24 protein-coding genes and 1 other RNA gene are annotated in these 26,175 nt (G+C 55.4%); 14 read left to right on the forward strand and 11 right to left on the reverse strand.

Annotated elements, in window-relative coordinates; all coding sequences use genetic code 11:
- Positions 1–5: 5 nt before the first annotated feature.
- The 7 genes from tdcD to garL form a co-directional block, all read right to left on the reverse strand.
- Positions 6–1,214, reverse strand: a complete 1,209-nt coding sequence (tdcD, locus tag ACOTX3_RS02845) for a propionate kinase (RefSeq protein ID WP_058678718.1) — start codon at positions 1,212–1,214, stop codon at positions 6–8.
- Between the two features lie 30 nt (positions 1,215–1,244).
- Positions 1,245–2,576: a threonine/serine transporter TdcC gene (tdcC, locus tag ACOTX3_RS02850; RefSeq protein WP_013098878.1), complete on the reverse strand. Its 1,332-nt coding sequence runs from the start codon at positions 2,574–2,576 to the stop codon at positions 1,245–1,247.
- Positions 2,577–2,585: 9 nt separating this feature from the next.
- Positions 2,586–3,575, reverse strand: coding sequence for a bifunctional threonine ammonia-lyase/L-serine ammonia-lyase TdcB (tdcB, locus tag ACOTX3_RS02855; protein ID WP_038983796.1), 990 nt, complete (start codon positions 3,573–3,575; stop codon positions 2,586–2,588).
- A 119-nt stretch (positions 3,576–3,694) separates the two neighbouring features.
- Positions 3,695–4,615 carry a transcriptional regulator TdcA gene (gene tdcA / locus ACOTX3_RS02860; protein ID WP_038420683.1) on the reverse strand — a complete coding sequence of 307 codons (921 nt, stop codon included), beginning with the start codon at positions 4,613–4,615 and terminating at the stop codon, positions 3,695–3,697.
- Positions 4,616–5,290: 675 nt separating this feature from the next.
- Positions 5,291–5,669, reverse strand: an RNA gene (gene rnpB / locus ACOTX3_RS02865) — RNase P RNA component class A.
- Positions 5,670–5,728: 59 nt separating this feature from the next.
- A complete protein-coding gene (gene garR / locus ACOTX3_RS02870) occupies positions 5,729–6,619 on the reverse strand; it encodes a 2-hydroxy-3-oxopropionate reductase (protein ID WP_013098882.1) in 891 nt (296 codons plus the stop codon).
- A 21-nt stretch (positions 6,620–6,640) separates the two neighbouring features.
- Complete coding sequence (gene garL / locus ACOTX3_RS02875) at positions 6,641–7,411, reverse strand: 2-dehydro-3-deoxyglucarate aldolase (protein WP_013098883.1); 771 nt, start codon at positions 7,409–7,411, stop codon at positions 6,641–6,643.
- 352 nt (positions 7,412–7,763) lie between these two features.
- On the opposite strand from garL, the gene garD reads away from it, so the two are divergent.
- Positions 7,764–9,335, forward strand: a complete 1,572-nt coding sequence (gene garD / locus ACOTX3_RS02880) for a galactarate dehydratase (RefSeq protein ID WP_013098885.1) — start codon at positions 7,764–7,766, stop codon at positions 9,333–9,335.
- A 60-nt stretch (positions 9,336–9,395) separates the two neighbouring features.
- Here garD and ACOTX3_RS02885 read toward each other — a convergent pair whose 3' ends face one another.
- Positions 9,396–10,205, reverse strand: a complete 810-nt coding sequence (locus ACOTX3_RS02885; protein ID WP_013098886.1) for a DeoR family transcriptional regulator — start codon at positions 10,203–10,205, stop codon at positions 9,396–9,398.
- Positions 10,206–10,444: 239 nt separating this feature from the next.
- On the opposite strand from ACOTX3_RS02885, the gene kbaZ reads away from it, so the two are divergent.
- The 9 genes from kbaZ to ACOTX3_RS02930 all read left to right on the forward strand — a co-directional run bounded on the left by kbaZ (position 10,445) and on the right by ACOTX3_RS02930 (position 19,674).
- Positions 10,445–11,752 carry a tagatose-bisphosphate aldolase subunit KbaZ gene (kbaZ, locus tag ACOTX3_RS02890; RefSeq protein ID WP_013098887.1) on the forward strand — a complete coding sequence of 436 codons (1,308 nt, stop codon included), beginning with the start codon at positions 10,445–10,447 and terminating at the stop codon, positions 11,750–11,752.
- Positions 11,753–11,771: 19 nt separating this feature from the next.
- Positions 11,772–12,245: a PTS N-acetylgalactosamine transporter subunit IIB gene (gene agaV, locus ACOTX3_RS02895; protein WP_013098888.1), complete on the forward strand. Its 474-nt coding sequence runs from the start codon at positions 11,772–11,774 to the stop codon at positions 12,243–12,245.
- A 10-nt stretch (positions 12,246–12,255) separates the two neighbouring features.
- A complete protein-coding gene (gene agaW, locus ACOTX3_RS02900; protein WP_013098889.1) occupies positions 12,256–13,035 on the forward strand; it encodes a PTS N-acetylgalactosamine transporter subunit IIC in 780 nt (259 codons plus the stop codon).
- Positions 13,025–13,903: a PTS N-acetylgalactosamine transporter subunit IID gene (agaE, locus tag ACOTX3_RS02905; RefSeq protein ID WP_013098890.1), complete on the forward strand. Its 879-nt coding sequence runs from the start codon at positions 13,025–13,027 to the stop codon at positions 13,901–13,903. The genes agaW and agaE overlap by 11 nt, the downstream gene beginning before the upstream one ends.
- A gap of 16 nt (positions 13,904–13,919) precedes the next feature.
- Entirely contained in the window at positions 13,920–14,354 is a 435-nt protein-coding gene (gene agaF, locus ACOTX3_RS02910; RefSeq protein WP_029883376.1) for a PTS galactosamine/N-acetylgalactosamine transporter subunit IIA, read from the forward strand.
- Positions 14,351–15,484, forward strand: a complete 1,134-nt coding sequence (gene nagA / locus ACOTX3_RS02915; RefSeq protein ID WP_127869081.1) for an N-acetylglucosamine-6-phosphate deacetylase — start codon at positions 14,351–14,353, stop codon at positions 15,482–15,484. The genes agaF and nagA overlap by 4 nt, the downstream gene beginning before the upstream one ends.
- A gap of 246 nt (positions 15,485–15,730) precedes the next feature.
- Positions 15,731–16,879, forward strand: a complete 1,149-nt coding sequence (locus ACOTX3_RS02920; RefSeq protein ID WP_045293584.1) for an SIS domain-containing protein — start codon at positions 15,731–15,733, stop codon at positions 16,877–16,879.
- Between the two features lie 12 nt (positions 16,880–16,891).
- Positions 16,892–17,764 (forward strand): tagatose-bisphosphate aldolase subunit KbaY, encoded by an 873-nt coding sequence (kbaY, locus tag ACOTX3_RS02925; protein ID WP_013098894.1) that lies wholly within the window; start codon positions 16,892–16,894, stop codon positions 17,762–17,764.
- 20 nt (positions 17,765–17,784) lie between these two features.
- Positions 17,785–19,674 (forward strand): hypothetical protein, encoded by a 1,890-nt coding sequence (locus ACOTX3_RS02930; protein WP_058679453.1) that lies wholly within the window; start codon positions 17,785–17,787, stop codon positions 19,672–19,674.
- A 53-nt stretch (positions 19,675–19,727) separates the two neighbouring features.
- Here ACOTX3_RS02930 and rsmI read toward each other — a convergent pair whose 3' ends face one another.
- On the reverse strand, positions 19,728–20,591 hold the full coding sequence (gene rsmI, locus ACOTX3_RS02935; RefSeq protein WP_127869082.1) for a 16S rRNA (cytidine(1402)-2'-O)-methyltransferase: 864 nt from the start codon (positions 20,589–20,591) through the stop codon (positions 19,728–19,730).
- 62 nt (positions 20,592–20,653) lie between these two features.
- Here rsmI and ACOTX3_RS02940 point away from each other — a divergent pair, with 62 nt between their 5' ends.
- From ACOTX3_RS02940 to dolP, 4 genes are read left to right on the forward strand one after another with little or no spacing between them, the layout of a single operon-like run.
- A complete protein-coding gene (locus ACOTX3_RS02940) occupies positions 20,654–22,813 on the forward strand; it encodes a penicillin-binding protein activator (protein WP_058679440.1) in 2,160 nt (719 codons plus the stop codon).
- Positions 22,771–23,166 carry a YraN family protein gene (locus ACOTX3_RS02945; RefSeq protein ID WP_058679441.1) on the forward strand — a complete coding sequence of 132 codons (396 nt, stop codon included), beginning with the start codon at positions 22,771–22,773 and terminating at the stop codon, positions 23,164–23,166. The genes ACOTX3_RS02940 and ACOTX3_RS02945 overlap by 43 nt, the downstream gene beginning before the upstream one ends.
- Positions 23,167–23,187: 21 nt before the next feature.
- Complete coding sequence (gene diaA, locus ACOTX3_RS02950; protein ID WP_003861754.1) at positions 23,188–23,778, forward strand: DnaA initiator-associating protein DiaA; 591 nt, start codon at positions 23,188–23,190, stop codon at positions 23,776–23,778.
- Positions 23,779–23,787: 9 nt separating this feature from the next.
- Positions 23,788–24,363 (forward strand): division/outer membrane stress-associated lipid-binding lipoprotein, encoded by a 576-nt coding sequence (dolP, locus tag ACOTX3_RS02955; RefSeq protein WP_013098899.1) that lies wholly within the window; start codon positions 23,788–23,790, stop codon positions 24,361–24,363.
- Positions 24,364–24,412: 49 nt separating this feature from the next.
- On the opposite strand, the gene ACOTX3_RS02960 is transcribed toward dolP, so the two are convergent.
- Together ACOTX3_RS02960 and ACOTX3_RS02965 are read right to left on the reverse strand one after the other, a co-directional pair.
- A complete protein-coding gene (locus tag ACOTX3_RS02960; protein ID WP_058679442.1) occupies positions 24,413–25,450 on the reverse strand; it encodes a permease in 1,038 nt (345 codons plus the stop codon).
- Positions 25,451–25,490: 40 nt separating this feature from the next.
- A complete protein-coding gene (locus ACOTX3_RS02965) occupies positions 25,491–26,135 on the reverse strand; it encodes an NAD(P)H-binding protein (protein WP_013098901.1) in 645 nt (214 codons plus the stop codon).
- Positions 26,136–26,175 lie beyond the last annotated feature (40 nt).

Consider the following 26,175-nt stretch of genomic DNA (forward strand, 5'->3'; position numbering starts at 1 on the left):
CTCTGTCAGGCGTAAGCCGCAGCCGGGGTAACCTTCCCAAGACGGAGGGCGTCCAGCGCGATCATTTTTTCTTCATTGGTAGGGATCACCGCACACGCCACGCGGGACGTATCGGCGCTGATGATGCGTTCACCCGCGCTGCCAGGCAGGGCGTTGCGGGTCTCGTCGAGGATGAGGCCAAAGACCTTGAGATGTTCTGCTACCAGCCTGCGGATGAGCGTAGAGTTCTCGCCAATCCCTCCGGTAAACACCACCCCGTCCAGGCGATGCAGCGACGCCGCGTGGCCGGCGATATGCCGTGCAATGCGGTGCACAAAGGTGTTTATCGCCAGCTGCGCCCGCGGGTTTGCCTCGCGCCAGGCTTTTTCCAGCGTCCTGAGATCGGCGGAAATCCCGGAGATCCCCAGCAAGCCAGATTCTTTGTTAACCACACGCTCCAGATCCTCGAACGACTGGCCGGTTTGCTGGGCAATCCACGCCATCGCGCCAAAATCCACGTCGCCACAGCGCGTGCCCATCATCAGCCCTTCCAGCGGCGTCATCCCCATCGAGGTATCGACGCTTTTGCCGTTACGAACCGCGCAAATCGACGCGCCATTACCCAGGTGGGCAATCACTAACCCGCTGTCGTCCGGTGAAAGTCCGAGAAGCGCATGCGCCTGCCCGGCAACGTAGCGGTGGGAAGTGCCGTGAAAACCGTAGCGCCGCACGCCCAGCTCCTCAAAATAGCGGTACGGCAACCCGTAAAGATACACCTGCGGCGGCAGCGTCTGATGGAAACTGGTGTCAAACACCGCCACCTGCTGAACGTTAGGGAACAGGCGTTCCGCCGCTTCTACACCGCTTAAGTTGGCGTAGTTGTGCAGTGGTGCCAGAGAAGAAACCTGGCGGATCTCGTTGATAACCTGCTCCGTGATAAGGGTCGACTCGCTGAAGCGTTCACCGCCGTGGGCTATGCGGTGGCCAATTAAGGCCACGCTGCTCATCAGGTCACGCTTCTCCAGCTCCAGGGCGATGGCAGCCAGCGCCCCTTCGTAGTCATGGTGAGCCAGTGTGGCTGGCTCACCCCCGTTCACGGAAATAAAGGCTTTTTCAGTGTTGATACCGTCGGCAATGCCCGTCATCAGGGCATCGCAGCTGCTGGCATCGAGCACTGAAAACTTAACAGAGGACGAACCGCAGTTAATAACCAGTACAACCGGAAACTCAATCATGGTGTGACTCCGCTCTTCCTGAGCATTGATTTAGAACAGTTTGTAAACGATATTCAGGATGGTCAGCAGGCCGACAACGGTGACGAAGATGTTCTCAGGTCTGCCCTTATACTTCGCCATTGCCGGGGCTTTGCGGATGGCATACATCGGCAACAGACACAGCAGAGAAGCGATGATGGGTGCTCCCATGGCCTCAATAAGGTCCAGAATGTTCGGGTTGGCATACGCGACAACCCAGGTGGAGCCCATGATGAAGACCATGCTGATGGTGTTCAGTTTGCCCACCGAGACCTTCTTCTTATCGCCCTTATACCCAAACTTCAGGATCAGGCCGTTCAGCCCTTCCAGCGTGCCCAGATAGTGGCCGAAGAAAGATTTGAAGATTGCGACCAGCGCGATGATAGAGGCGCCGTATTCCAGCACCGTCGCAAACGTCGATTTGGTGCCTGACATCGACGCAAAATGGTTCGCCAGATAAGAGAGCACCGGAATGTTCTGCGCTTTGGCATCAGCCATGTTCTGCGGAGAGAGCGTAAACAGGCAGCTAAAGGCGAAGAACATCACCACGGCGACCATCAGCAGGCTGGCGCGGCCGATGATTCTGGAACATTTCTGCTCGGTGAAGTCTTTACCGAACTCCGGTTCGTACTCTTCGCGCTTGGAGACCACAAACGAGGAGACAATTGGTGAGAAGTTAAAGGAGAAGACCATGATGGAGATCCCCAGCCACACCGTCACCAGTATGCCGTCATGTCCGGTGAAGGCGATATCGCTCAGGTTAACCTGGTCGATCACCGCCGAGTTCCAGTAAGGGATCAGCGACAGGGAAATCAGCACCAGACTGGCGATAAACGGGAACACCAGATAGCTCATGACCTTCACCATCAGGTCTTTACCGAACCAGATCACAAAGGCCATCAGCAGCAGCAGGAACAGCGCCACCACGCCGCGGTTTAGCGCCGGCATCTGGAGCTGGTTTTCCCAGAAGGTCATAAAGGTGTTGGTAATGGTGACGCCGTAAATCCACAGTAGCGGGCAAATGGCGAAGAAGTAGAGGAACGTGATGACCACTCCGCCTGTTTTACCAAAATGCTCCTCCACCGTTTCGGTGATATTGCCGGAAACGTTGCTACCGGACAGGCACAGACGCGCCAGCGCGCGGTGGCAGTAGAACGCAATCGGGAACGCGAGAAGCAGCATCAGCAGGATAGGGATCAAGCCGCCGAAACCTGCACGAATAGGGAAGAACAGCACGCCTGCGCCAATGGCGGTACCAAACAATCCCAGCGTCCAGGTGGTGTCTGACTTACGCCAGGAGGACGTTTTTGTCTGTCCAACGATAATGCTTTCAGTGTTGCTCATAGGTCATCCTTATGCGTCAACGAAGCCGGTAATTTGGGAAACACGAGAGAGATCGATATTGCCGCCGGAAATAATGCAGACGGTTTTGCGCCCCTGAATATAATGGTCGAGCTTGCCGCTTAATAACGCCGCGCAGGCCAGTGCCCCCGCCCCTTCGGTCACCACTTTGTTTCGCTGAATTAACGCAATCATGCTGTTGCGAATATCGTCCTCGCTGACCAGCACAATGTCGTCGACTAATTCACGAACAATTTCGAAGGTTAATTTACCCGGACGAGAAACGTCGCAGCCGTCTGCTAATGTGCCGGTAACCCGATGGTTAATAATTTCACCCGCCTGATACGACGCCGCCATGCCGTGAACGTTTTCAGACTGTACGCCGATAATATTAATGGTCGGGTTAATCGATTTTATTGCCGTTGCGATGCCAGCAATTAACCCGCCACCGCCGATGGGCACAATGACGTTATCCACATCGTATAAATCTTCGAGAATTTCGAGGCCGATCGTGCCCTGGCCGGCGATCACTTTCGGGTCATCGTAAGGCGGGATAAAAATACGCCCTTCCATCTCAACGATTTCGCTCACTTTGGCGATCGTGTCGTTGAAGTTCTCGCCGTGCAGCACCACTTCCGCCGAGTAGTCACGCGTGGCGGCAACTTTGGATTTTGGCGCGCCCATCGGCATCACCACTTTGCCGTCGATGCCGAGCATGGCACAGGAAAGGGAGACGCCCTGCGCATGGTTTCCCGCAGAGCAGGCCACAACCCCTTTACGTCTTTCAGCATCGGTCAGCGAGCTTAATTTATTAAACGCGCCGCGAATTTTGAAGGAGCCGGTACGCTGCATATTTTCAAACTTCAGAAAGATTTCACCCTTACAGCGTTCGCTGAGATAATTCGAGCGCGGCATGCCGGTTTTATATATCTTTCCTGCCAGTCGTTTTCTGGCGTCCTGAATATCTTCAATGGTTACCGGGAGATCGTAGGTAATATGCATAATATCCTCGTTATAATAATTCATTCTTTTCGGGCAAAGTCAGGGTATCAGAGCACAGCTAAAATAAGCTCTGGGGTGTTTTTCAAAAAATAGGCAGTACTTATTTGGAAATTAATTATTCATCGTCGTCGTTCACTGGTCAGTGACGCATATTGTTTCGCCAGCTCAACTAACACTGACGCTGATTTTTTAATTCTGTAATTTTTGGACCACACGGCGGCATAGCGTGCCACCGGTAATTCATCTTCCACTGGCAGCACAATAAACTGGTCTGAACCGAACGGCGCAATCATGTCGCGGGGGATCACCGTCAGGTAGTCGGCATTGAGGACAAGGTTATAAATGGTGACGACGGAATCGGTCTGGACGATGTTTTCAATACTGATGTGGTTGTCTTGCAGGGTGGTCAGAAGTTCTTTGTAGTAGCCCATGTCGGTTTGCGGCATCACCCACTGCTCATAGGTGAGCGATGCCAGTGTCGTCGGGGCGGTGCACGTTCGTGATTTGCTGACCACCAGCACAAATTCAGACTCGAACAGCGGCTCGACATGCAGATCCTGCAGCAGCATTTCATCACTCAGCGTGCCAATGGCAAAGTCCAGCCGCCCGTCACGAATGGCCGGAAGGAAAGAAGAGAGCTGCGCTTCATACATGGAGACCCGCGCTTTCGGGAACACTTCCTTGAATTTTTTGATCATTTCAGAGAGGAACGTGAAGCCAATCAGCGACGGATAACCAAACGAGACGTCCATGACGGTGCTGAAACTGAGGCTGTTAATCTCGCTCACCATGTTTTTCATCTCACGGGTGATCGACTCTGAGTACGAGAGCAGAACCTGGCCCGCCGCCGTCAGTTTTACACCCGTGTTTTTACGTACCATCACTTCCACACCGAAGTAAGATTCGATGTCACTGATAATTTTGCTGACGGCGGGTTGCGTCAGACCCAGTTGTCTTGCTGCAGAACCTATGGAGCCACTTTTAATGACTTCCTGAAATACCACGAGGTGCTGTGTTTTCGGTAGAATAATAGTGTTCATAATATTCTGCGCTTATTTCCCTATGACGGGGTGGATTCTACTCAATATTGTTTCAGGGGGTATGTGCTGTTACTCACAATTTGCCTTTTCGCACCCTTACCAGGAACTACACAACCCCATTAAAAACCTTTTAAATCAATAAAATACAACCAACCAAATATGCTATTACGCTGATATTGATCAACAAAAATGGCGGTAATAAATTTATTTTATGGCGATAACCCGGATAAATTTCGCTGCGTTTAAAAAATCAATAAAGACTATCTTTCAGGCAATTAAAGAACAATAAATAACCATTATTCATGTGAAACATTCTTTCAGTTTTTCGAAATTTACTGGCGTAATTTGGCAAAGGTTCGGGAAAGAGTGGAATACGTCACACATTCTTAGGGTGAATGTTTTTAATTTCAAAATATACATATCAAATAAGAAAACATTCGGGATCATCCAGTTAACATTCATAACAAATTAATCATACTCAGAATTCAGGATTTTTTAGCGGTAAATTTTGTGATAACGATCGGGATTAGACAGCAGAGCGGAAATGTATGGTTAAAACAGTGAAATGCGCTTAATGTCGCAAATATGAGAATTGGTGTCGTTTGGGGGGTTGCCGGGTGGCGCTGCGTACATACCCATTAAGCAAAAACCCCGCCGAAGCGGGGTTTTCTAAGAAGTTGAAGCTGACCGATAAGCCGGGTTCTGTCGTGGACAGTCATTCATCTAGGCCAGCAATCGCTCACTGGCTCAAGCAGCCTACCCGGGTTCAGTACGGGCCGTACCATGTGAACCCCTATTTGGCCTTGCTCCGGGTGGAGTTTACCGTGCCACGGACTGTTACCAGCCGCGCGGTGCGCTCTTACCGCACCCTTTCACCCTTACCTGATCCCACTTGCGTGGGCCATCGGCGGTTTGCTCTCTGTTGCACTGGTCGTGGGTTTCCCCCCCAGGCGTTACCTGGCACCCTGCCCTATGGAGCCCGGACTTTCCTCCCCTCCGCCCGTCTCCACCCGAAGGTGGACGACGACGAAGCGGCGACTGTCTGGTCAGCTTCGGCGCGCAGTATAGTGGGTTTGCACGCCGCTGTCACCCTTGGTTGTAGGGAAGCCGAAATTAGCGGGAGACTTCCACCTTCGCCAGTTTTTCGTAGTAGCACGCAATGGCACTGTGGTCAGCGGTGCCCAGACCATCGGCACGTAGCGCCTGCATCATCTCCATGACGGCGGCGGTCAGCGGCAGTTGGGCCCCTACGCCGTGAGAAGTGTCCAGCGCGTTAGCCAGATCTTTAATGTGCAGGTCGATACGGAAACCGGGTTTGAAGTTACGATCCATCACCATCGGCGCTTTAGCGTCCAACACCGTGCTACCCGCCAGCCCACCGCGGATCGCCTGGTAAACCAGATCCGGATTGACGCCCGCTTTGGTGGCCAGAGTGAGCGCCTCCGACATGGCGGCAATATTCAGCGCCACAATCACCTGGTTTGCCAGCTTGGTTACGTTACCCGCGCCAATCTCCCCGGTGTGCACCACGGAACCGGCCATCGCTTTCATCAGATCGTAGTATTTGTCGAAAATCGCCTTATCGCCGCCGACCATGACCGACAACGTGCCGTCGATGGCTTTCGGTTCACCGCCGCTCACCGGGGCATCGAGCATCTCGACGCCTTTCGCTTTCAACGCCTCGCTGATTTCCCGGCTGGCCAGCGGTGCGATGGAGCTCATGTCGATCAACACAAGGCCCGGCTTCGCGCCGTCGATAATGCCGTTCTCACCCAGCGCGACCTCTTTTACATGGGGAGAGTTTGGCAGCATGGTGATAATGACATCGCACTGCTCGGCAATGGCTTTGGCTGTGGTGGCGGTTTCTGCGCCAGCCGCCATCACTTCGGCCACGGCCTGCGAATTATGGTCTGAAACCACCAGGGAGTATCCTGCTTTGATGAGGTTTTTACTCATTGGTTTGCCCATAATGCCGAGGCCAATAAAACCCACTTTCAGCGTCATAATCTGTTTTCCTCAAGATGGTTATTTTTTAAAAGCGTCCGCTAATTTCTGCGTCGCAGAACGGAATACGCCGAGGTCGCTGCCGACGGCAACGAAGGTCGCGCCCCACTCCAGATAGCGGCGTGCGTCTGCTTCAACCGGCGCCAGAATGCCACACGGTTTGCCGTGCGCTTTGGCGCGGGCAAAGATGTGCTGGATGGCGCGCTGCACATCCGGGTGACCCGCATTGCCCAGGTGCCCAAATGCGGCCGCCAGATCGCTTGGGCCGACGAAAATGCCGTCCACGCCCTCGGTGGCGGCGATGGCATCCACGTTATCGACACCCTGCTGACTCTCAATCTGTACCAGAATGGTGATGTTGCTGTTGGACTGCGCAAAGTAGTCCGGTACGGTGCCAAACATGTTGGCGCGATGCGAAACGGAGACGCCGCGGATCCCTTCCGGCGGATAGCGTGTTGACGCCACGGCCTGTGCCGCCTCCTCCTGCGTTTCGACAAACGGGATCAGGAAGTTGTAGAAGCCGATATCCAGCAGGCGCTTGATGATCACCGGCTCGTTCGTGGGGACGCGGACCACCGGCGCGCTCTGGCTGCCTTTGAGCGCCATCAGCTGCGGAATAAAGGTGCTGATATCGTTCGGCGCATGCTCGCCATCAAGCACCAGCCAGTCGAACCCCGCCAGACCCAGCACTTCGGTGCTGATTGGGTTTGCCAGTGCGGACCAGCATCCAATCTGAATCTGGTGCGCCGCAAGCGCCGCTTTAAATTTATTTGGGAAGATAGCGTTATTCATCGTATTTACCTTTTTAATTCCGCAGCCCTGGTCAGTATATTTATTACCAGCGTTATATTTATTCTCTATTTCGGCGTGATAAAATCGTCATTCAGTATAATCGCCACTTTCCGGCAGCACATTGTTTTAATGCTCAAGTGTTACGCTCTGTTTCAATAATATTTTGAGCATATGCACAAACCACTGGGCGCTGATGCACAGAATCAGCCATTACTGGTTCGGGAGCGATCGCGATCACATTCTCACGCTCTGTCTCCTGACATGCTCTATTTTCGCAAGCTGCGTTTTTATTTTTGCCATAAGAAAATTGGCTGTATTTATTATCAAATTCTTTGCTGGAGAATATTGAACAATGGCCGACATTGAAATTCGACAAGCGTTGCCGACGGCGTTCTATATAAAAGTTCACGACACGGATAATGTGGCAATTATTGTGAACGACAATGGCTTAAAAGCCGGAACCCGCTTCCCGGATGGTCTGGAGCTGATTGAACATATTCCGCAGGGGCATAAAGTGGCGTTGGTGGATATCCCGGCCCAGGGTGAAATCGTGCGTTATGGTGAAGTCATTGGCTATGCCGTCCGTGCCATTCCGCAAGGCAGCTGGATTGATGAGTCTCTGGTTGAGCTGCCAGAAGCCCCACCGTTGAACACCCTGCCGCTGGCGACCCGCGTCCCGGAGCCGCTGCCACCGCTGGAAGGGTACACCTTTGAAGGCTATCGCAACGCAGACGGCAGCGTTGGAACCAAGAATCTGCTCGGCATTACCACCAGCGTTCACTGTGTGGCAGGCGTGGTGGATTACGTGGTGAAACTCATTGAGCGCGATCTGCTGCCTAAGTACCCGAACGTTGATGGCGTGGTGGGGCTGAATCACCTTTACGGCTGCGGCGTGGCGATCAATGCCCCTGCGGCCGTGGTGCCAATCCGAACTATCCACAATATCGCCCTGAACCCGAACTTTGGTGGCGAAGTGATGGTGATAGGCCTGGGGTGTGAAAAGCTACAGCCTGAGCGCCTGCTGCAGGGCACCGAGGATGTAAAAGCCATTCCGGCCGATGAGGCCAGCATTGTACGTCTGCAGGACGAACACCACGTTGGTTTCCGTTCGATGGTTGACGATATCCTTCAGGTTGCAGAGCGTCATCTGGCTAAACTCAATACGCGTCAACGTGAGACCTGCCCGGCTTCCGAGCTGGTGATTGGTACACAATGTGGCGGCAGCGATGCGTTTTCCGGTGTGACCGCCAACCCGGCGGTGGGTTATGCCTCCGACCTGTTTGTTCGCTGCGGGGCCACGGTGATGTTCTCTGAAGTGACAGAAGTGCGAGATGCCATTCATCTGCTCACGCCGCGCGCCATCAACGAAGAGGTGGGCAAACGCCTGCTCGAAGAGATGGCCTGGTACGATAACTACCTCAATATGGGAAAAACCGACCGCAGCGCCAACCCCTCTCCGGGGAACAAAAAAGGGGGGCTGGCGAACGTGGTGGAAAAAGCGCTCGGCTCTATCGCCAAATCCGGTCAAAGTGCCATTGCAGAAGTCCTCTCGCCGGGCCAGCGTCCAACGAAACGCGGTTTGATCTACGCGGCAACCCCGGCCAGTGACTTTGTTTGCGGCACCCAGCAGGTGGCTTCCGGCATTACGGTGCAGGTCTTTACCACCGGACGCGGTACGCCGTACGGCCTGATGGCGGTGCCTGTGATTAAAATGGCCACCCGCACTGAGCTGGCTAACCGCTGGTATGACTTAATGGACATTAACGCAGGCACCATCGCCACCGGGGAAGAGAGCATAGAAGAGGTAGGCTGGAAGCTGTTCCACTTTATTCTGGATGTGGCGAGCGGCAGGAAGAAAACCTTCTCGGACCAGTGGGGGCTGCACAATCAGCTGGCGGTGTTTAACCCGGCACCGGTGACGTGATAGCCCCTCACCCTGCCCTCTCCACAGGGGAGAGGGTTAGGGTTAGGGTGAGGGGAGAAACTACCCTTTCACCAGCACCACATCGATCCCGCTTTTACGCAACCCATCCAGGCTCTCCGCCGGAATGCCTTCGTCGACAATAATCATATCAATCCGTTGTGTATCAATGATTTTATGCAGGCTCGAGCGGTTAAATTTGCTGGAGTCGGTCACGACAATAATACGCTCTGCCACTTCGCACATCCGGCGGTTGAGGCGCGCCTCGTCTTCGTTGTGCGTGCTCACGCCGCGATCGAGATCGATGGCGTCAACGCCCAGGAACAAAAGATCGAAGTGATAATTCTGTAATGACTGCTCCGCCTGGTCGCCATAGAAGGATTGCGACTGACGGCGCAGATGCCCGCCTGTCATCAGCAGTTCCACTCCTTCCGCTTCCAGCAAAGCGTTCGCGACGTTCATGCCATTGGTCATGGCAATCACATCCGTGTGCTGGCGCAGCATTCGGGCAATTTCAAACGTTGTGGTACCCGAATCCAGAATGATGCGATGCCCTGGCTTTACCAGTTCTGCGGCAACTTTCGCGATGCTGCGCTTCACGGCAGTATTCAGCGAGCTTTTATCTTCAACGGAGGGTTCAACGCCCGGCACATTGCCTTCGCAAATCAACGCGCCGCCATAGGCACGAACGGCGATACCTTGCTTCTCCAGAAAAGCCAGATCGTTGCGGATCGTTACCGTCGACACGCCGTATAAATGGGAAAGATCGTTAACCTGTACGCTTCCCTGCGCCCGCAACCGCTGAATGATCTGCTCTCGCCTTTCACTGGTGCCGGTGATGCGCTTTTCCGCGGAGGAATCAGTGCTGCTCATACGCGATCCTTTATAAATAAACTTTCGTTTCATTTCGTTTTGCCTATTAAGGCCTTTCTTTTAGGGGAATGCAAGCCCCATCTACCGTTCTTACCCTCCCCTTCCCGACGCTGAAACCTTTCATTGCGTTTCTTTTGTGAAACAGATCGGAAAACTATTATCTTTCGTTTTATTTTTATACCACCATAATGCAGTATCAAATGAAACAAAACGAAAGATGAATACCATCACCATCCGAAATGGAGAGGAAAGTGAAACATCTGACTGATATGGTGGAACAACATAAACGGGGGAATTCAAACGGGATTTATGCCGTCTGTTCCGCACATCCATTAGTACTTGAAGCTGCAATTCGTTACGCCCATTCGCAACAAACGCCGCTGCTGATTGAAGCAACCTCAAACCAGGTCGATCAGTTTGGCGGTTACACCGGCATGACGCCCGCCGACTTTTACGGGTTCGTCCGCAAGCTGGCGGACTCTCTTGGCTTCCCCGCGTCACAGTTGATCCTCGGCGGCGACCACTTAGGGCCAAACCGCTGGCAACACCTGCCCGCGCAGCAAGCGATGGCCAATGCTGACGATCTTATCAAAAGCTATGTCGCAGCCGGGTTCAAAAAGATCCACCTCGACTGCAGTATGTCCTGCGAGGATGATCCGGTTCCTTTGACCGACGCGATCGTCGCCGAACGCGCGGCACGTCTGGCGAAAGTCGCCGAACAGACCTGCCGTGAACAGTCTGGTGAATCCGATCTGGTCTATGTCATTGGCACTGAAGTCCCTGTGCCGGGTGGCGCACACGAAACGCTTACCGAGCTTGAAGTCACCACGCCGGACGCGGCTCGCGCGACGCTTGAGGCGCATCGTCATGCGTTCGAAAAGGAAGGGTTAGGTGACATCTGGCCACGCATTATTGGCCTGGTGGTTCAGCCTGGCGTGGAGTTCGACCATGCGCACGTCTGTGACTACCAGCCGCAAAAAGCCCATGCCCTGAGCACCATGGTTGAAGCCTACGATACGCTGGTTTTTGAAGCGCACTCTACCGACTACCAGACGCCACAGGCGCTTCGCCAGCTGGTAAAGGATCACTTCGCCATTTTAAAAGTCGGCCCGGCCCTTACCTTCGCTCTGCGTGAGGCACTCTTTGCGCTGGCTGCCATAGAAGAAGAGCTGCTGCCAGCGAAAGCCAGCTCGGGCCTGCGTCACGTGCTGGAAAACGTGATGCTCGATCGGCCGGAATACTGGCAAAGCCACTACCATGGCGACAGCAACGCACGCCGCCTGGCGCGTGGCTACAGCTACTCTGACCGCGTACGCTACTACTGGCCGGACAGCCAGATTGACGATGCCTTTGAACGTTTGGTGCGTAACCTGGCGGACGAACCGCTACCGTTGCCGCTGATTAGCCAGTATTTGCCGTTGCAGTACAGCAAAGTTCGCGAGGGGGCTCTCAAGTCAACGCCGCGAGAACTCATCATCAACCACATTCAGGACATACTTCAGCAGTACCACGCCGCCTGCGAAGGCGTAACGACTCAGCATGCATAATTAAAAAGAGGAAAAAGCTATGCCAAACATTGTCTTATGCCGAATTGATGAACGTCTGATCCACGGTCAGGTGGGCGTGCAATGGGTGGGGTTCGCGGGGGCGAACCTGGTACTGGTCGCGAATGACGAGGTGGCAGAGGATCCGGTTCAACAGAACCTGATGGAAATGGTGCTCGCGGAGGGGATCGCCGTGCGTTTCTGGTCATTGCAAAAAGTGATCGACAACATTCATCGCGCCGCTGATCGCCAGAAAATTCTGCTGGTCTGTAAATCTCCCGCTGATTTTCTGAAGCTGGTTGAGGGGGGCGTGCCCATCACCCGTATCAACGTAGGAAACATGCACTACGCCAGTGGCAAACAACAAATTGCCAAAACGGTATCTGTAGACGCGGACGACATAGCCGCCTTCAACGGCCTGAAAGCGGCCGGGGTGGAATGCTTCGTTCAGGGCGTTCCAACAGAGACTGCTTTGGATCTCTTTAAACTGCTTTGAGGGATTCACAATGGAAATCAGTCTGTTGCAGGCTTTCGCGCTGGGGCTTCTCGCCTTTATCGCGGGTCTGGATATGTTTAATGGCTTAACACACATGCACCGTCCGGTCGTACTCGGGCCGCTGGTTGGCCTGATCCTTGGCGATCTGCACACCGGGATTTTAACCGGCGGGACTTTAGAGCTGGTCTGGATGGGTCTGGCACCGCTCGCGGGCGCACAGCCGCCAAACGTCATTATCGGCACCATCGTCGGGACCACGTTTGCCATCACCACAGGCGTGAAACCGGATGTCGCCGTCGGGGTCGCAGTGCCGTTTGCCGTCGCGGTACAGATGGGAATTACCTTCCTCTTCTCGGTAATGTCCGGCGTGATGTCCCGCTGCGATCGCATGGCGGCTAATGCAGATACCAACGGCATTGAACGGGTTAACTATCTGGCTCTGCTGGCACTTGGCCTCTTCTATTTCTTGTGCGCATTTCTGCCCATTTACTTTGGTGCGGAGCACGCGAAAACCGCCATTGATGTGCTGCCGGAGCGCCTGATTGATGGCCTTGGCGTCGCGGGCGGCATCATGCCTGCCATTGGCTTTGCCGTGCTGCTCAAAATCATGATGAAAAACGTCTACATCCCCTACTTCATTATCGGTTTTGTCGCCGCGGCCTGGCTCAAGCTTCCGGTTCTGGCGATTGCCGCTGCCGCGCTGGCCATGGCTTTGATAGACCTGATGCGCAAATCACCTGAACCGGTAGCACCTGCAGCCCAGAAAGAGGAATTCGAAGATGGCATCTAATCACACAACATTACCGGGCGTGTCTGAAAGCGAAGAGACGCTGCTGACCGGCGTCAATGAAAACGTCTACGAAGACCAGAGCATCGGTGCCGAACTGACCAAAAAGGACATCAACCGCGTCGCCTGGCGTTCTATGCTGCTGCAGGCCTCATTCAACTATGAACGTATGCAGGCCTCCGGCTGGCTTTATGGGTTACTGCCTGCGTTGAAAAAGATCCATACCAACAAGCGCGATCTGGCACGCGCCATGAAAGGTCACATGGGGTTCTTTAATACCCACCCGTTCCTGGTGACCTTTGTTATTGGCATTATTCTGGCGATGGAACGCTCCAAACAGGATGTAAACAGTATTCAGAGCACCAAAATTGCCGTCGGTGCCCCGCTTGGCGGCATTGGTGACGCCATGTTCTGGCTGACCCTGTTGCCTATCTGCGGCGGTATTGGTGCCAGCCTGGCGCTGCAAGGTTCGATTCTGGGTGCGGTGGTGTTTATCGTGCTGTTTAACGTGGTGCATCTCGGCCTGCGTTTTGGCCTGGCGCATTACGCTTACCGGATGGGCGTCGCAGCCATTCCGTTGATCAAAGCCAATACTAAAAAGGTCGGCCATGCGGCTTCCATCGTAGGGATGACGGTAATCGGTGCGCTGGTGGCAACCTATGTTCGTCTCAATACCACACTCGAAATCAAAGCCGGGGATGCGGTCGTTAAACTGCAGGCTGACGTTATCGATAAGCTAATGCCTGCGTTTCTGCCGCTGGTCTACACCCTGACCATGTTCTGGTTAGTGCGTCGTGGCTGGAGCCCGCTGCGGCTGATTGGTATCACCGTGGTGCTGGGTGTTGTCGGTAAATTCTGTCACTTCCTGTAAAAACAAAGAGGTTGCGATGTTAGGCATTATTTTGACGGGTCACGGTGGATTTGCCAGCGGGCTTGAGCAGGCTATGAAGCAAATCCTCGGCGAGCAGCCGCAGTTTATCGCCATCGATTTTCCGGAAACCTCCACCACCGCGCGGCTGACCGCGGAGCTTGAGCAGGCGGTGAGCGAGCTCGATGCCCGGCACGATATTGTGTTCCTTACCGATCTGCTGGGCGGGACGCCGTTTCGCGTTGCTTCTACGCTCGCTATGAAAAGACCGGGCAGCGAAGTGATCACCGGCACCAACCTGCAATTGCTGCTGGAGATGGTGCTCGAACGTGAGGGTCTGAGCAGCGAAGCGTTTCGTCGGCAGGCGCTGGAGTGTGGTCACCGCGGTCTGACGAGCCTGGTAGATGAGCTTGGCCGCTGTCGCGAGGAAGCGCCCGCTGAGGAAGGGATATGAGTCAGCTACTGCGCGCGCGGCGGGTACTGACCGAACAGGGCTGGCTGGATGACCACCAGCTTCGTATCGAGAACGGCGTTATCACGGCGATTGAACCTGTCCCTGCGGGGGTTAACGCTCGCGATGCCGGGCAGCTTTGTCCGGCGTACATCGATATTCACGTTCATGGTGGCATGGGTGTGGATGTGATGGATGACGCCCCCGATGCGCTGGACGTTTTGGCTCTTCATAAAGCACGTGAAGGCGTCGGGGCATTTTTGCCCACGACCGTCACCGCGCCGCTGGAGGCGATTCACGGCGCACTCACGCGGATCGCCCGACGCTGTCAGTCAGGCGGCCCTGGCGCGCAGATTCTGGGCAGCTATCTGGAGGGCCCGTACTTTACGCCGCAGAACAAAGGGGCGCATCCGCCTGCACTGTTTCGTGAACTGGATATCGCCGAGCTGGACGCGTTGATTGCGGTATCGCAAAACACGCTGAAGGTGGTGGCACTGGCACCGGAAAAGCCCGGCGCGCTACAGGCCATTCGCCACCTGAAGCAGCGGGGTATCCGTGTGATGCTGGGCCACAGTGGCGCCACGTACGAGCAAACCCTCGCCGCCTTTGACGCCGGTGCAGACGGACTGGTGCACTGCTTTAACGGTATGACGGGGCTGCATCACAGAGTGCCGGGTATGGTCGGTGCCGGGCTGACGGACAAACGGGCGTGGCTGGAGCTTATTGCCGACGGTCATCATGTTCATCCGGGCGCCATGCGTATATGCAGCTGCTGTGCGAAGGACCGCGTGGTGCTGATTACCGATGCCATGCAGGCGGCAGGTATGCCGGACGGGCGGTATATGCTCTGTGGCGAAGAGGTCACAATGCACCACGGCGTAGTGAAAACCGCCTCCGGCGGGCTGGCGGGAAGCACGCTGTCGCTGGATGCCGCCGTCAGGCATATGGTGGAACATGCGGGTGTGACAGCAGAAGAGGCTATTCATATGGCTTCGCTGCATCCTGCCCGCCTGCTGGGCATTGATCATCAGCTTGGCTCCTTAGCGCCAGGGAAACGCGCCAATATTATTGCGCTGGATGACGGTTTACACCTTCAGCAGATCTGGATTCAGGGCCAGGCTCTCCCCCTTTAGCCCTTTTATTGTGTCTCCTTTTGGCTTTACGGCGCCAAACCGTAAGGCCTTTCTTTTCCTTTCCTTAATATTATCCTTTCCTTTCGCGATCACACTTTTCGTTTTATTTCTTTTCTTTCATTGAACTTTCGATTTCTTTTCTATAGATTTTATTTAACTGCTTAAGTGAAAAAGTGAAACGAAACGAAAGATAGCGACACATTTGCCAGCGTCTGATGTGGAATTCACACGACTAAGGACTGAGTTATGCCACAGATCACTCCCACCGCCACAACCGGCACCTGGACCGAAGAAGAGATCCGCCAGCAGCCTGCCAGCTGGATCCGCTCGCTCCACAACATCGATAATTTGCGCTCCTCGATTGACAGTTTCCTGACGCCACTGCTGCGTAAGCACGATCTGCGGATCGTACTGACCGGCGCGGGCACGTCCGCGTTTATAGGCGATATCATTGCGCCATGGCTTGCGAGCCACACCGGGAAAAACATCTGCGCCGTTCCGACAACCGATCTGGTCACAAACCCGATGGATTACTTCAGCCCTGCACATCCGCTGCTGCTGATCTCATTTGCCCGTTCCGGTAACAGCCCTGAGAGCGTCGCCGCCGTTGAGCTGGCCAATCAGTTCGTGCCGGAGTGCTACCACCTGTCGATCACCTGTAACGAGGCGGGAAACCTGTATCAGAGCGCTATCGACAGTGATAACGCCTGTGCCCTGCTGATGCCTGCCGAAACGCACGATCGCGGTTTCGCGATGACCAGCAGTATCACCACCATGATGGCAAGCTGCCTGGCCGTATTCGCGCCAGAGACGATCAACAGCAACACCTTCCGCGACGTGGCCGATCGCTGTCAGGCGATCCTCACCTCACTTGGTGATTTCCGCCATGGCGTATTTGGTAACGAGCCCTGGAAACGGATCGTCTACCTGGGAAGCGGTGGCCTGCAGGGGGCGGCGCGCGAATCGGCGCTGAAGGTACTGGAACTGACCGCGGGCAAGCTGGCGGCATTCTACGATTCCCCAACGGGGTTCCGTCACGGGCCTAAGTCGCTGGTAGATAACGAAACGCTGGTGGTGGTGTTTATCTCCAGCCATCCGTATACGCGTCAGTACGATCTGGATCTTCTGGCCGAATTGCGTCGCGATCGCCAGGCCCTGCGCGTTGTCGCCATCGCCGCTGAAAACGATCCGGTGATTGAAGCGGGCCCGCACATCCTGCTGCCGCCTTCACGCCCGTTTATTGATATGGAACAGGCGTTCTGCTTCCTGATGTACGCCCAGGTCTTTGCGCTGTCCCAGTCCCTCAGCGTGGGCAATACACCCGATACGCCATCCGCCAGCGGCACGGTCAACCGCGTGGTACAGGGCGTTGTTATTCACCCGTGGCAGGCTTAAGAGGATCGCATCATGAGCATTATCTCAACGAAATATCTTCTGCAGGACGCACAGGCAAAAGGCTACGCCGTACCGGCGTTTAACATCCACAACGCAGAGACGATTCAGGCGATCCTCGAAGTGTGTAGCGAGATGCGATCGCCGGTGATCCTCGCAGGCACGCCGGGCACGTTCAAACATATTGCCCTGGAAGAGATCTACGCCCTGTGCAGCGCATATTCATTAACTTACGACATGCCGCTGGCGCTGCATCTCGATCATCACGAATCCCTCGACGATATTCGTCGCAAGGTTAACGCTGGCGTGCGTAGCGCGATGATCGACGGCAGCCACTATCCGTTTGAACAAAACGTGAAGCTGGTGAAATCGGTAGTCGATTTCTGCCACCTCAACGACTGTAGCGTCGAGGCTGAGCTGGGGCGTCTGGGCGGCGTGGAAGATGACATGAGCGTCGACGCGGAGAGTGCATTTCTCACCGACCCGCAGGAAGCGAAACGCTTTGTCGAACTGACCGGCGTGGATAGCCTCGCCGTCGCCATCGGCACCGCACATGGCCTGTATACCAAACGCCCTAAAATTGACTTTCAGCGCCTGGCCGAGATCCGCGAAGTGGTCACCGTGCCGCTGGTGCTGCATGGCGCGAGCGATGTGCCGGATGAGGATGTACGTCGCACCATCGCGCTGGGTGTGTGCAAAGTTAACGTGGCGACCGAGCTGAAAATCGCCTTCTCTGACGCAGTGAAAGCCTGGTTTGCTGAAAACCCGCAGGGTAACGATCCGCGTTTTTATATGCGGGTCGGAATGGATGCCATGAAAGAGGTGGTCAGGAGCAAAATTACCGTGTGTGGCTCGGCAAACCGCTTGCTGCTTCCGGCAGAAGCCTGATGAAAAAGGATCTTACCCTGATGAAAAAAATCCTCACCCTATCCATGCTTGCCCTGTGTGTTTCCCATGGCGCGATAGCAGCGAATTACACCCTTAATAACGACAACATTGCCCTGTCATTTGATGACGCGAACTCGACGGTCGTGGTGAAGGACACCAGGGCTAATCATCCGCTGACGCCGCAGGAGCTGTTCTTTCTGACGCTGCCGGACGAGACTAAAATTCACACGGCGGATTTTAAGGTCAAACATGTCGAAAAACAGGACAGTGGAATTGTCGTCGACTTCACCCATCCTGACTATAACGTGACGGTGAAGCTGAACCTGGTGAAGGGCAAATACGCCAGCATCGACTACACCATCGCCGCCGTCGGGCAGCCACGGGATGTGGCGAAAATCACCTTCTTCCCGACCAAAAAGCAGGCTCAGGCACCTTACGTAGATGGGGCAATTAACAGCTCGCCGATTATCGCAGACTCGTTCTTTATCCTGCCGGATAAACCCATCGTTAACACGTACGCCTATGAAGCGACGACTAACCTCAATGTGGAGCTGAAAACCCCCATTCAGCCGGCAACACCGGTCAGCTACACCACCTACTTCGGTACCTTCCCGGAGACCAGCCAACTGCGCCGTAGCGTAAACCAGTTTATCGATGCCGTGCGTCCGCGTCCGTATAAACCTTACTTACACTACAACAGCTGGATGGATATCGGCTTCTTTACACCTTACTCCGAGCAGGATGTGCTGGGGCGGATGGACGAATGGAACAAGGAGTTTATTGCCGGGCGGGGTGTCGCGCTGGATGCTTTCCTGCTTGACGATGGCTGGGATGACCTGACCGGGCGATGGCTGTTCGGCCCGGCTTTCAGCAAAGGTTTTGGCAAGGTACGGGAGAAAGCAGACAGCCTGCACAGCTCTGTTGGCCTGTGGCTCTCGCCATGGGGCGGATATAACAAACCGCGCGATACGCGCGTCTCGCATGCAAAAGAGTACGGTTTCGAAACGGTGGACGGGAAGCTGGCGCTGTCAGGCCCGAACTATTTTAAGAACTTTAATGAGCAGATCGTTAAGCTTATCAAAAACGAGCATATTACCTCGTTTAAACTGGACGGCATGGGCAACGCCAACTCGCACATCAAAGGCAGCCCGTTTGCCTCGGATTTTGACGCCTCTATTGCACTGCTGCATAACATGCGCAGCGCCAATCCGAATCTGTTTATTAACCTGACGACCGGTACCAATGCCAGCCCATCCTGGCTGTTCTACGCCGATTCCATCTGGCGTCAGGGAGACGACATCAACCTGTACGGCCCCGGCACACCGGTGCAGCAGTGGATGACCTATCGCGATGCGGAGACGTATCGCTCTATTGTGCGTAAAGGTCCGCTATTCCCGCTGAACTCCCTGATGTATCACGGGATCGTCAGCGCGGAGAATGCGTATTACGGTCTGGAGAAGGTGCAAACGGACAGCGATTTTGCTGACCAGGTCTGGAGCTACTTCGCCACCGGCACCCAGTTGCAGGAGCTGTATATCACCCCTTCAATGCTCAACAAGGCGAAGTGGGATACCCTGGCGCAGGCTGCCAAATGGTCCCGGGATAACGCCAGTGTGCTGGTGGATACCCACTGGATTGGCGGAGACCCAACGGCGCTTGAGATCTACGGCTGGGCGTCGTGGAATAAAGATAAAGCCATTTTTGGATTACGAAACCCGTCGGATAAACCGCAAAGCTATTATCTGGATTTGACGAAAGATTTCGAAATCCCGACCGGAGACGCGACGCCGTTTAGCCTGAAAGCGGTCTATGGCAGTAACGCCACGATACCGGCAGAGTATAAAAACGCAGTGGTGATTACCCTCAAACCGCTGGAAACGCTGGTGTTTGAGGCGATGCCTGTTCACTAATCGTAGGCCGGGTAAGGCGCAGCCGTCACCCGGCAAAATAAGCACGCAGGGGCTTACTCCCCCTGCTGCTCCAGCGCATATTTATAGAGCGCATTCCTCTTCACGCCGTGGATTTCTGCCGCCAGTGCTGCTGCTTTCTTAAGCGGCAATTCAGCCTGTAGCAGTGCCAGAGTACGCAGCGCATCGGCAGGCAGTGCGTCCTCCTCCGCTTTATGCCCTTCGACAATCAGCACCATCTCACCCTTGCGACGGTTTTCGTCCTCTTTCACCCACGCCAGCAGTTCGCCGACCGGCGCGCCGTGAATGGTTTCCCAGGTTTTGGTCAGCTCGCGCGCCAGCACCACGTAGCGGCTCTCTCCCCAGACGGTCAACATATCTTCCAGGCTTTCCAGCAGGCGATGCGTGGATTCGTAGAAAATCAGCGTACGCGGTTCAGCTTCCAACTCTTTTAACACGTCACGGCGGCCTTTGGATTTGGCGGGCAGGAAACCTTCATAGCAGAAACGATCGGACGGCAGGCCCGCTGCGCTCAACGCAGCAATCGCAGCACACGGTCCTGGCAGAGGGACCACCCGGATCCCGGCTTCACGGCAGGTACGCACCAGATGGTAGCCCGGGTCGTTAATCAGCGGCGTACCGGCGTCAGAGACGAGCGCAATGTTCTGCCCCTCTTTGAGCTTCGCCACCAGCGTTTCTGCTTTTTGCTGCTCATTATGATCGTGCAGGGCGAAGAGACGAGCGTTAATCGCAAAGTGTTGCAGCAATAAACCGGTATGCCGGGTATCTTCAGCGGCAATTAAATCAACAGCTTGCAATACGGTCAGCGCACGTTGGGTAATATCAGACAAATTCCCGATAGGAGTAGGTACAATATAAAGCTGGCCTTGAGAATTCTCTGCCGTTTCGTGTTGTTTCATTGTTTCGTCCGTATTGCCGATTTAATATTGAGCATTGCGTAAAAAAAATCACTGGATACAGTATGGTACCGTTAACGTTTCTTCGAAAAAAAGCCACGCGCAGCGTGCCGCTTCTGCTGGCAGCCCTGATCTTTGCAGGCTGTGGCACTCAGGCACCTGACCAGAGCACGGCCCATCTGCAGGGATCCGCTCAGGCTGATTCTGGCTTTTATCTGCAACAAATGTCGCAAAGCTCAAATGATACCAGGATCAACTGGCAATTACTCGCCATTCGTGCACTGCTGAAAGAGGGCAAAACCCAGCAGGCCGCCGAACTGTTCAACCAGCTTCCGCACGAGCTTAACGATGCCCAGCGTCTTGAGCAGAGCCTGCTCTCTGCCGAGCTGAAAGTCGCGCTGAAAGATTATGCCGCCGCGAAAAAGATCCTTGGCGACATCGACGTAAGCGCACTGGATAAAAATCAGCAGGCCCGTTTCTGGCAGGCGGGTATTACCGCTGAGCAGGGACGTCCTTCCCTGACGCTGCTGCGGGCGCTGATCGCCCAGGAGCCGCTGCTCGGCGGTGCGGACAAGCAGAAAAATATCGATGCCACCTGGCAGGCGCTCGCCTCAATGACCCAGGAACAGGCGCAGGCACTGGTCATCAATGCTGATGAAAACGTGTTGCAGGGGTGGCTGGATCTGCAACAGATGTGGTTTAACAACCGCAGCGATCCAAACATGCTGAAAGCCGGTATTACCGACTGGCAAACGCGCTACCCACAAAACCCGGGCGCGAAAATGCTGCCGACACAGCTGGTGAACGTGCAGAACTTTAAGCCTGCCTCCACCAGCAAAATCGCCCTGCTTCTGCCGTTGAACGGCCAGGCGGCGGTATTTGGCCGCACCATTCAACAAGGTTTTGAAGCGGCGAAGAACGGTACCACGCCAGTGACCGGCAGTGCAGTTCCGGCGCAGGCAGCTCAGGCGGCAAACGTGAACGACGTTGTCAGCCCTTCCGCCGCGGAAACCAGCGACCTGACCACAGCACAAACGCCGCCGCAGGGGACGATGCAGAACCCGGTGACGGCACCGACCACACCAGCGGCCGCAGCACCCGCGACTGCGACTCCGGTAGAGACACAATCCGCACCGGCGACGGAGCCTGCAACAGCGGAGCAACCTCAACCGCAGACCACTGAGCCCGCAGCACAACCTGCCGCTCAGCCTGCTCCCCTGCCACAGGCCGCAGCCACCACCAGCGCTAACCCGGGCGCTGAGCTGAAAATCTACGACACCAGTTCTCAACCGCTCGATCAGGTTCTGGCGCAGGTGCAACAGGACGGTGCCAGCATCGTTGTGGGTCCGCTGCTGAAAAACAACGTCGAAGAGTTGATGAAGAGCAACACTGCGCTGAACGTGCTGGCGCTCAACCAGCCTGAACAGGTTCAGAACCGCGCCAATATCTGCTATTTCGCCCTCTCTCCGGAAGATGAAGCCCGCGATGCGGCGCGTCATATTCACGAGCAGGGGAAACAGTCTCCGCTGCTGCTGATCCCTCGCAGTACGCTGGGCGATCGCGTCGCCAACGCCTTTGCCGAGGAGTGGCAGAAGCTGGGCGGCGGCATCGTGCTGCAGCAGAAATTCGGCTCCGTCTCTGAACTGCGCGCGGGCGTTAACGGCGGCGCGGGTATTGCGCTTAACGGCAGCCCGGTGAGTGCAAGCCTGCCACAGCAGCAGAGCGTGACGATTGGCGGTCTGACCATCCCTGCCCCACCTACCGACGCGCAGATTAGCGGTGGCGGTAAAGTGGATGCGGCCTATATTGTCGCTACGCCGCAAGAGATTGCCTTTATCAAGCCGATGATCGCCATGCGTAACGGCAGCCAGAGCGGCGCCACGCTCTACGCCAGCTCTCGCAGCGCACAAGGCACCGCAGGCCCGGATTTCCGCCTGGAGATGGACGGCCTGCAGTACAGCGAAATTCCGATGCTGGCGGGCAGCAATCCAGCCCTGATGCAGCAGGCGCTGAGCGCAGTCCGTAACGACTACTCGCTGGCGCGTCTGTACGCGATGGGCGTCGATGCCTGGACGCTGGCGAACCACTTTACCCAAATGCGTCAGGTGCCGGGCTTTGAGCTAAACGGCAATACCGGCGATCTGACGGCCACTCAGGATTGCGTGATTAACAGGAAGTTATCATGGCTCAAATACCAGCAGGGACAAATCGTCCCGGCCAGTTAAGCCGTAAAGAGACCGGCGACGCCTGGGAATTAAAAGCGCGTCGCTGGCTTGAGTGCAAGGGACTGCGCTTTATCGCCGCTAACGTTCGCGGACGTGGCGGCGAAATCGATCTGATCATGAAAGAGGGTCAGGTCATTGTGTTTGTGGAAGTACGCTACCGACAGTCTTCCCGTTTTGGCGGTGCTGCCGCCAGCGTGACGCCCGCCAAACAACATAAATTATTACAGACTGCCCACTTGTGGCTTGCCCGCCATAATGGGAGTTTTGATACTGTGGATTGCCGGTTCGATGTGTTAGCCTTCACCGGAAACGAGATCGAATGGCTGAAAAACGCTTTTGGCGAAGACGCATAATTAAGATTTAAAAGGGATAACGTGCTCGAAAGAATTAAAGTGTGCTTCACAGAAAGCATTCAGACTCAGATTGCCGCGGCAGAAGCCCTCCCTGACGCAATCTCTCGCGCCGCCATGACGCTGGTGCAGTCCCTGCTCAATGGCAACAAAATCCTCTGTTGTGGCAATGGCACGTCCGCTGCCAACGCACAGCATTTTGCTGCCAGTATGATCAATCGTTTTGAAACAGAACGCCCCAGTTTACCTGCCATTGCACTTAATACCGATAATGTGGTCTTAACAGCGATTGCTAACGATCGTCTGCATGACGAGATTTACGCTAAGCAGGTGCGTGCCCTGGGCCATGCGGGCGATGTGCTGCTGGCCATCTCCACGCGCGGCAATAGCCGTGACATTGTCAAAGCCGTCGAAGCCGCCGTTACCCGCGATATGACTATCGTTGCCTTAACTGGCTATGACGGGGGCGAGCTGGCGGGCCTGCTGGGGCCGCAGGATGTGGAAATCCGCATTCCGTCTCACCGTAGCGCACGCATTCAGGAGATGCATATGCTCACGGTGAACTGCTTATGTGATTTGATCGATAACACGCTTTTCCCTCACCAGGATGATTAAGGAGTTCTCATGAAGGCTTTATCGACCCTCGCAGTCCTTATGTCTGCATTACTGCTGCAGGGATGTATCGCTGCGGCTGTCGTGGGTACCGCTGCCGTCGGCACCAAAGCAGCGACCGATCCGCGCACCGTTGGCACCCAGGTAGATGACGGCACGCTGGAGCTGCGCGTCAACAGTGCGCTGTCGAAAGACGAGCAAATTAAGAAAGAAGCGCGCATCAACGTGACGGCTTACCAGGGCAAAGTGCTGCTGACAGGCCAGGCGCCAAATAGCGAACTCTCCAGCCGCGCGAAACAGATCGCGATGGGCGTAGAGGGCACTGCGGAAGTCTTCAACGAAGTCCGTCAGGGGCAGCCAATCAGCCTTGGTACCGCCTCCAATGACACGTGGATCACCACGAAAGTCCGTTCCCAGCTGCTGGGTTCAGACCAGGTGAAATCATCCAACGTGAAAGTGACGACCGAAAACGGCGAAGTGTTCCTGCTGGGCCTGGTTACCGATCGTGAAGGGAAAGCGGCGGCCGATATCGCCAGCCGGGTGAGCGGCGTGAAACACGTCACCACCGCATTTACTTACATTAAGTAATTCCCACCTGACTGTAAGCCCGGTGCGTGCTCGCGCCACCGGGCTTTTTTCACAGAAGCGCAATACCCCCCACAATCACCCCACTCAACGCCACCAGTCCTGCAGTGAGCCACAGCGCTTTAGCGGGGAATGACTTACGCAGCATGATAAGCGACGGCAGGCTGATGGCAGGCAAGGTAATGAGCAACGCCAGTGCCGGTGCGGTGCCCATGCCGGCCAACATCATGGTCTGAACAATCGGAATTTCAGCCGCCGTTGGGATCACAAACAGACAACCGGCAACGGCCATCGCAATGACCCACATCAGGGTATTGTCGATGGCGCCGTCGGCATGCGGGAATAGCCAGACGCGTGCGGCCCCGAGCACCAGCACCGCCAGGATATACACAGGAATGGTGCTCCAGAAAAGCTGCCACAGAGCATTCCCCCAGCGCGCAAAGAAGCTTCCCTGTGGCTCGCTGACATCAAGCTCAATGGCGGCCGGTTCAACGGCGTTATCTTTCACCCATTTCTGCACCAGCGTTGCCACCACCAGCACCGTCAGCAGACCGGCCACCAGGCGGATAAAGGCGAAATACCAGCCAAGGACAAAGCCCATAAACACCAGCGTTGCCGGGTTTAACAGCGGGTTGCCCATCCAGAACGCCAGCGCACCGCCCATAGAGACTCGCTGACGGCGCATACCGGCAGCAACAGGCGCGGCACAGCACGAACACATCATGCCCGGCAGGGAGAAAATGGTCCCCAGCAGGGTGCCCTGAAAACGTGGCTGCCCCAGGGTTTTCACCAGCCAGTGACGCGGGATAAGCACCTGAATCAACGAGCCCAGAATGACGCCTAATACGGCGGCTTTCCAGACGGCAAGGAAATAGACCATGGCATAATCCCACGCCGCGCGAAGCGGGCTGGAATCAGCGTGAGCGAGAATAGATTTACCGATGCTGTGCGTTTCGGCGGCAGTGAAGGCTTTACCGTAGTACGGCTGCCATTTCACATACCAGAGGCCGATAATGACCACGAGAAAGAAGAGCGCGGGCTTCCACCATTGGACAGGTGTTGCCGCCTGAGATGAAGACTGACCAGTCATAGCATTCCCCGGAGAGTGTTATTTAATTAGCCGGGGGAGTTTACGCCTCGCCCTGCGCGATTTCACGCAGTTTCGCCGAAGGGATGATATTCACTCCCTCCTGCGATGGTGACAGCCCCTCTTTTAACATCGCACGCGCCACATCGCGCGCCTCGATGGATTTCCAGTTACCGGGGAGAATGCGGAACAACGGGGCAAACATCGACTCGTTAAAACGACGCTCGTCGCGATGCCCCAGCAGCATGGAGGGACGGACTATTGTCAACCGCTCCCACTTCTGGGCAATCAGGGCCTCTTCCATCTCGCCCTTCACCTTGCTGTAAAAGAACGGCGAACGGGCGCTGGCGCCCAGCGAGCTGACCACCACAAAATGGGTGGCACCCAGCTTTTTCGCCGTTAGCGCCGTATCGACCACCAGCGTATAGTCAGCATGAACAAACGCCTCTTTACTGCCCGCCTCACGCCGCGTTGTCCCGAGGCAGCAAAAGGCGATATCGATGGGATCCTGCACCTGCGCCAGTGCGTCGGTCAGCTGTGGATCGTGAGGATTAAAGACGCCAGAAATGTCCGCCAGCGGTCGACGTGTCGGGGCCGCAATGTAGTTCACCCTGCGATCCTGGATCAGTAGCCGCAGCAGATGATCGCCCACCAGCCCGGTTGCTCCCGTAATCAGTACCTGACTCATTTCATCCCCTTTACAGAATAGTCCGTTTGCGAACTCAGCA

The sequence above is a fragment of the Enterobacter cloacae complex sp. IR5384 genome, from assembly GCF_049237265.1.
Taxonomy (GTDB): domain Bacteria; phylum Pseudomonadota; class Gammaproteobacteria; order Enterobacterales; family Enterobacteriaceae; genus Enterobacter; species Enterobacter cloacae.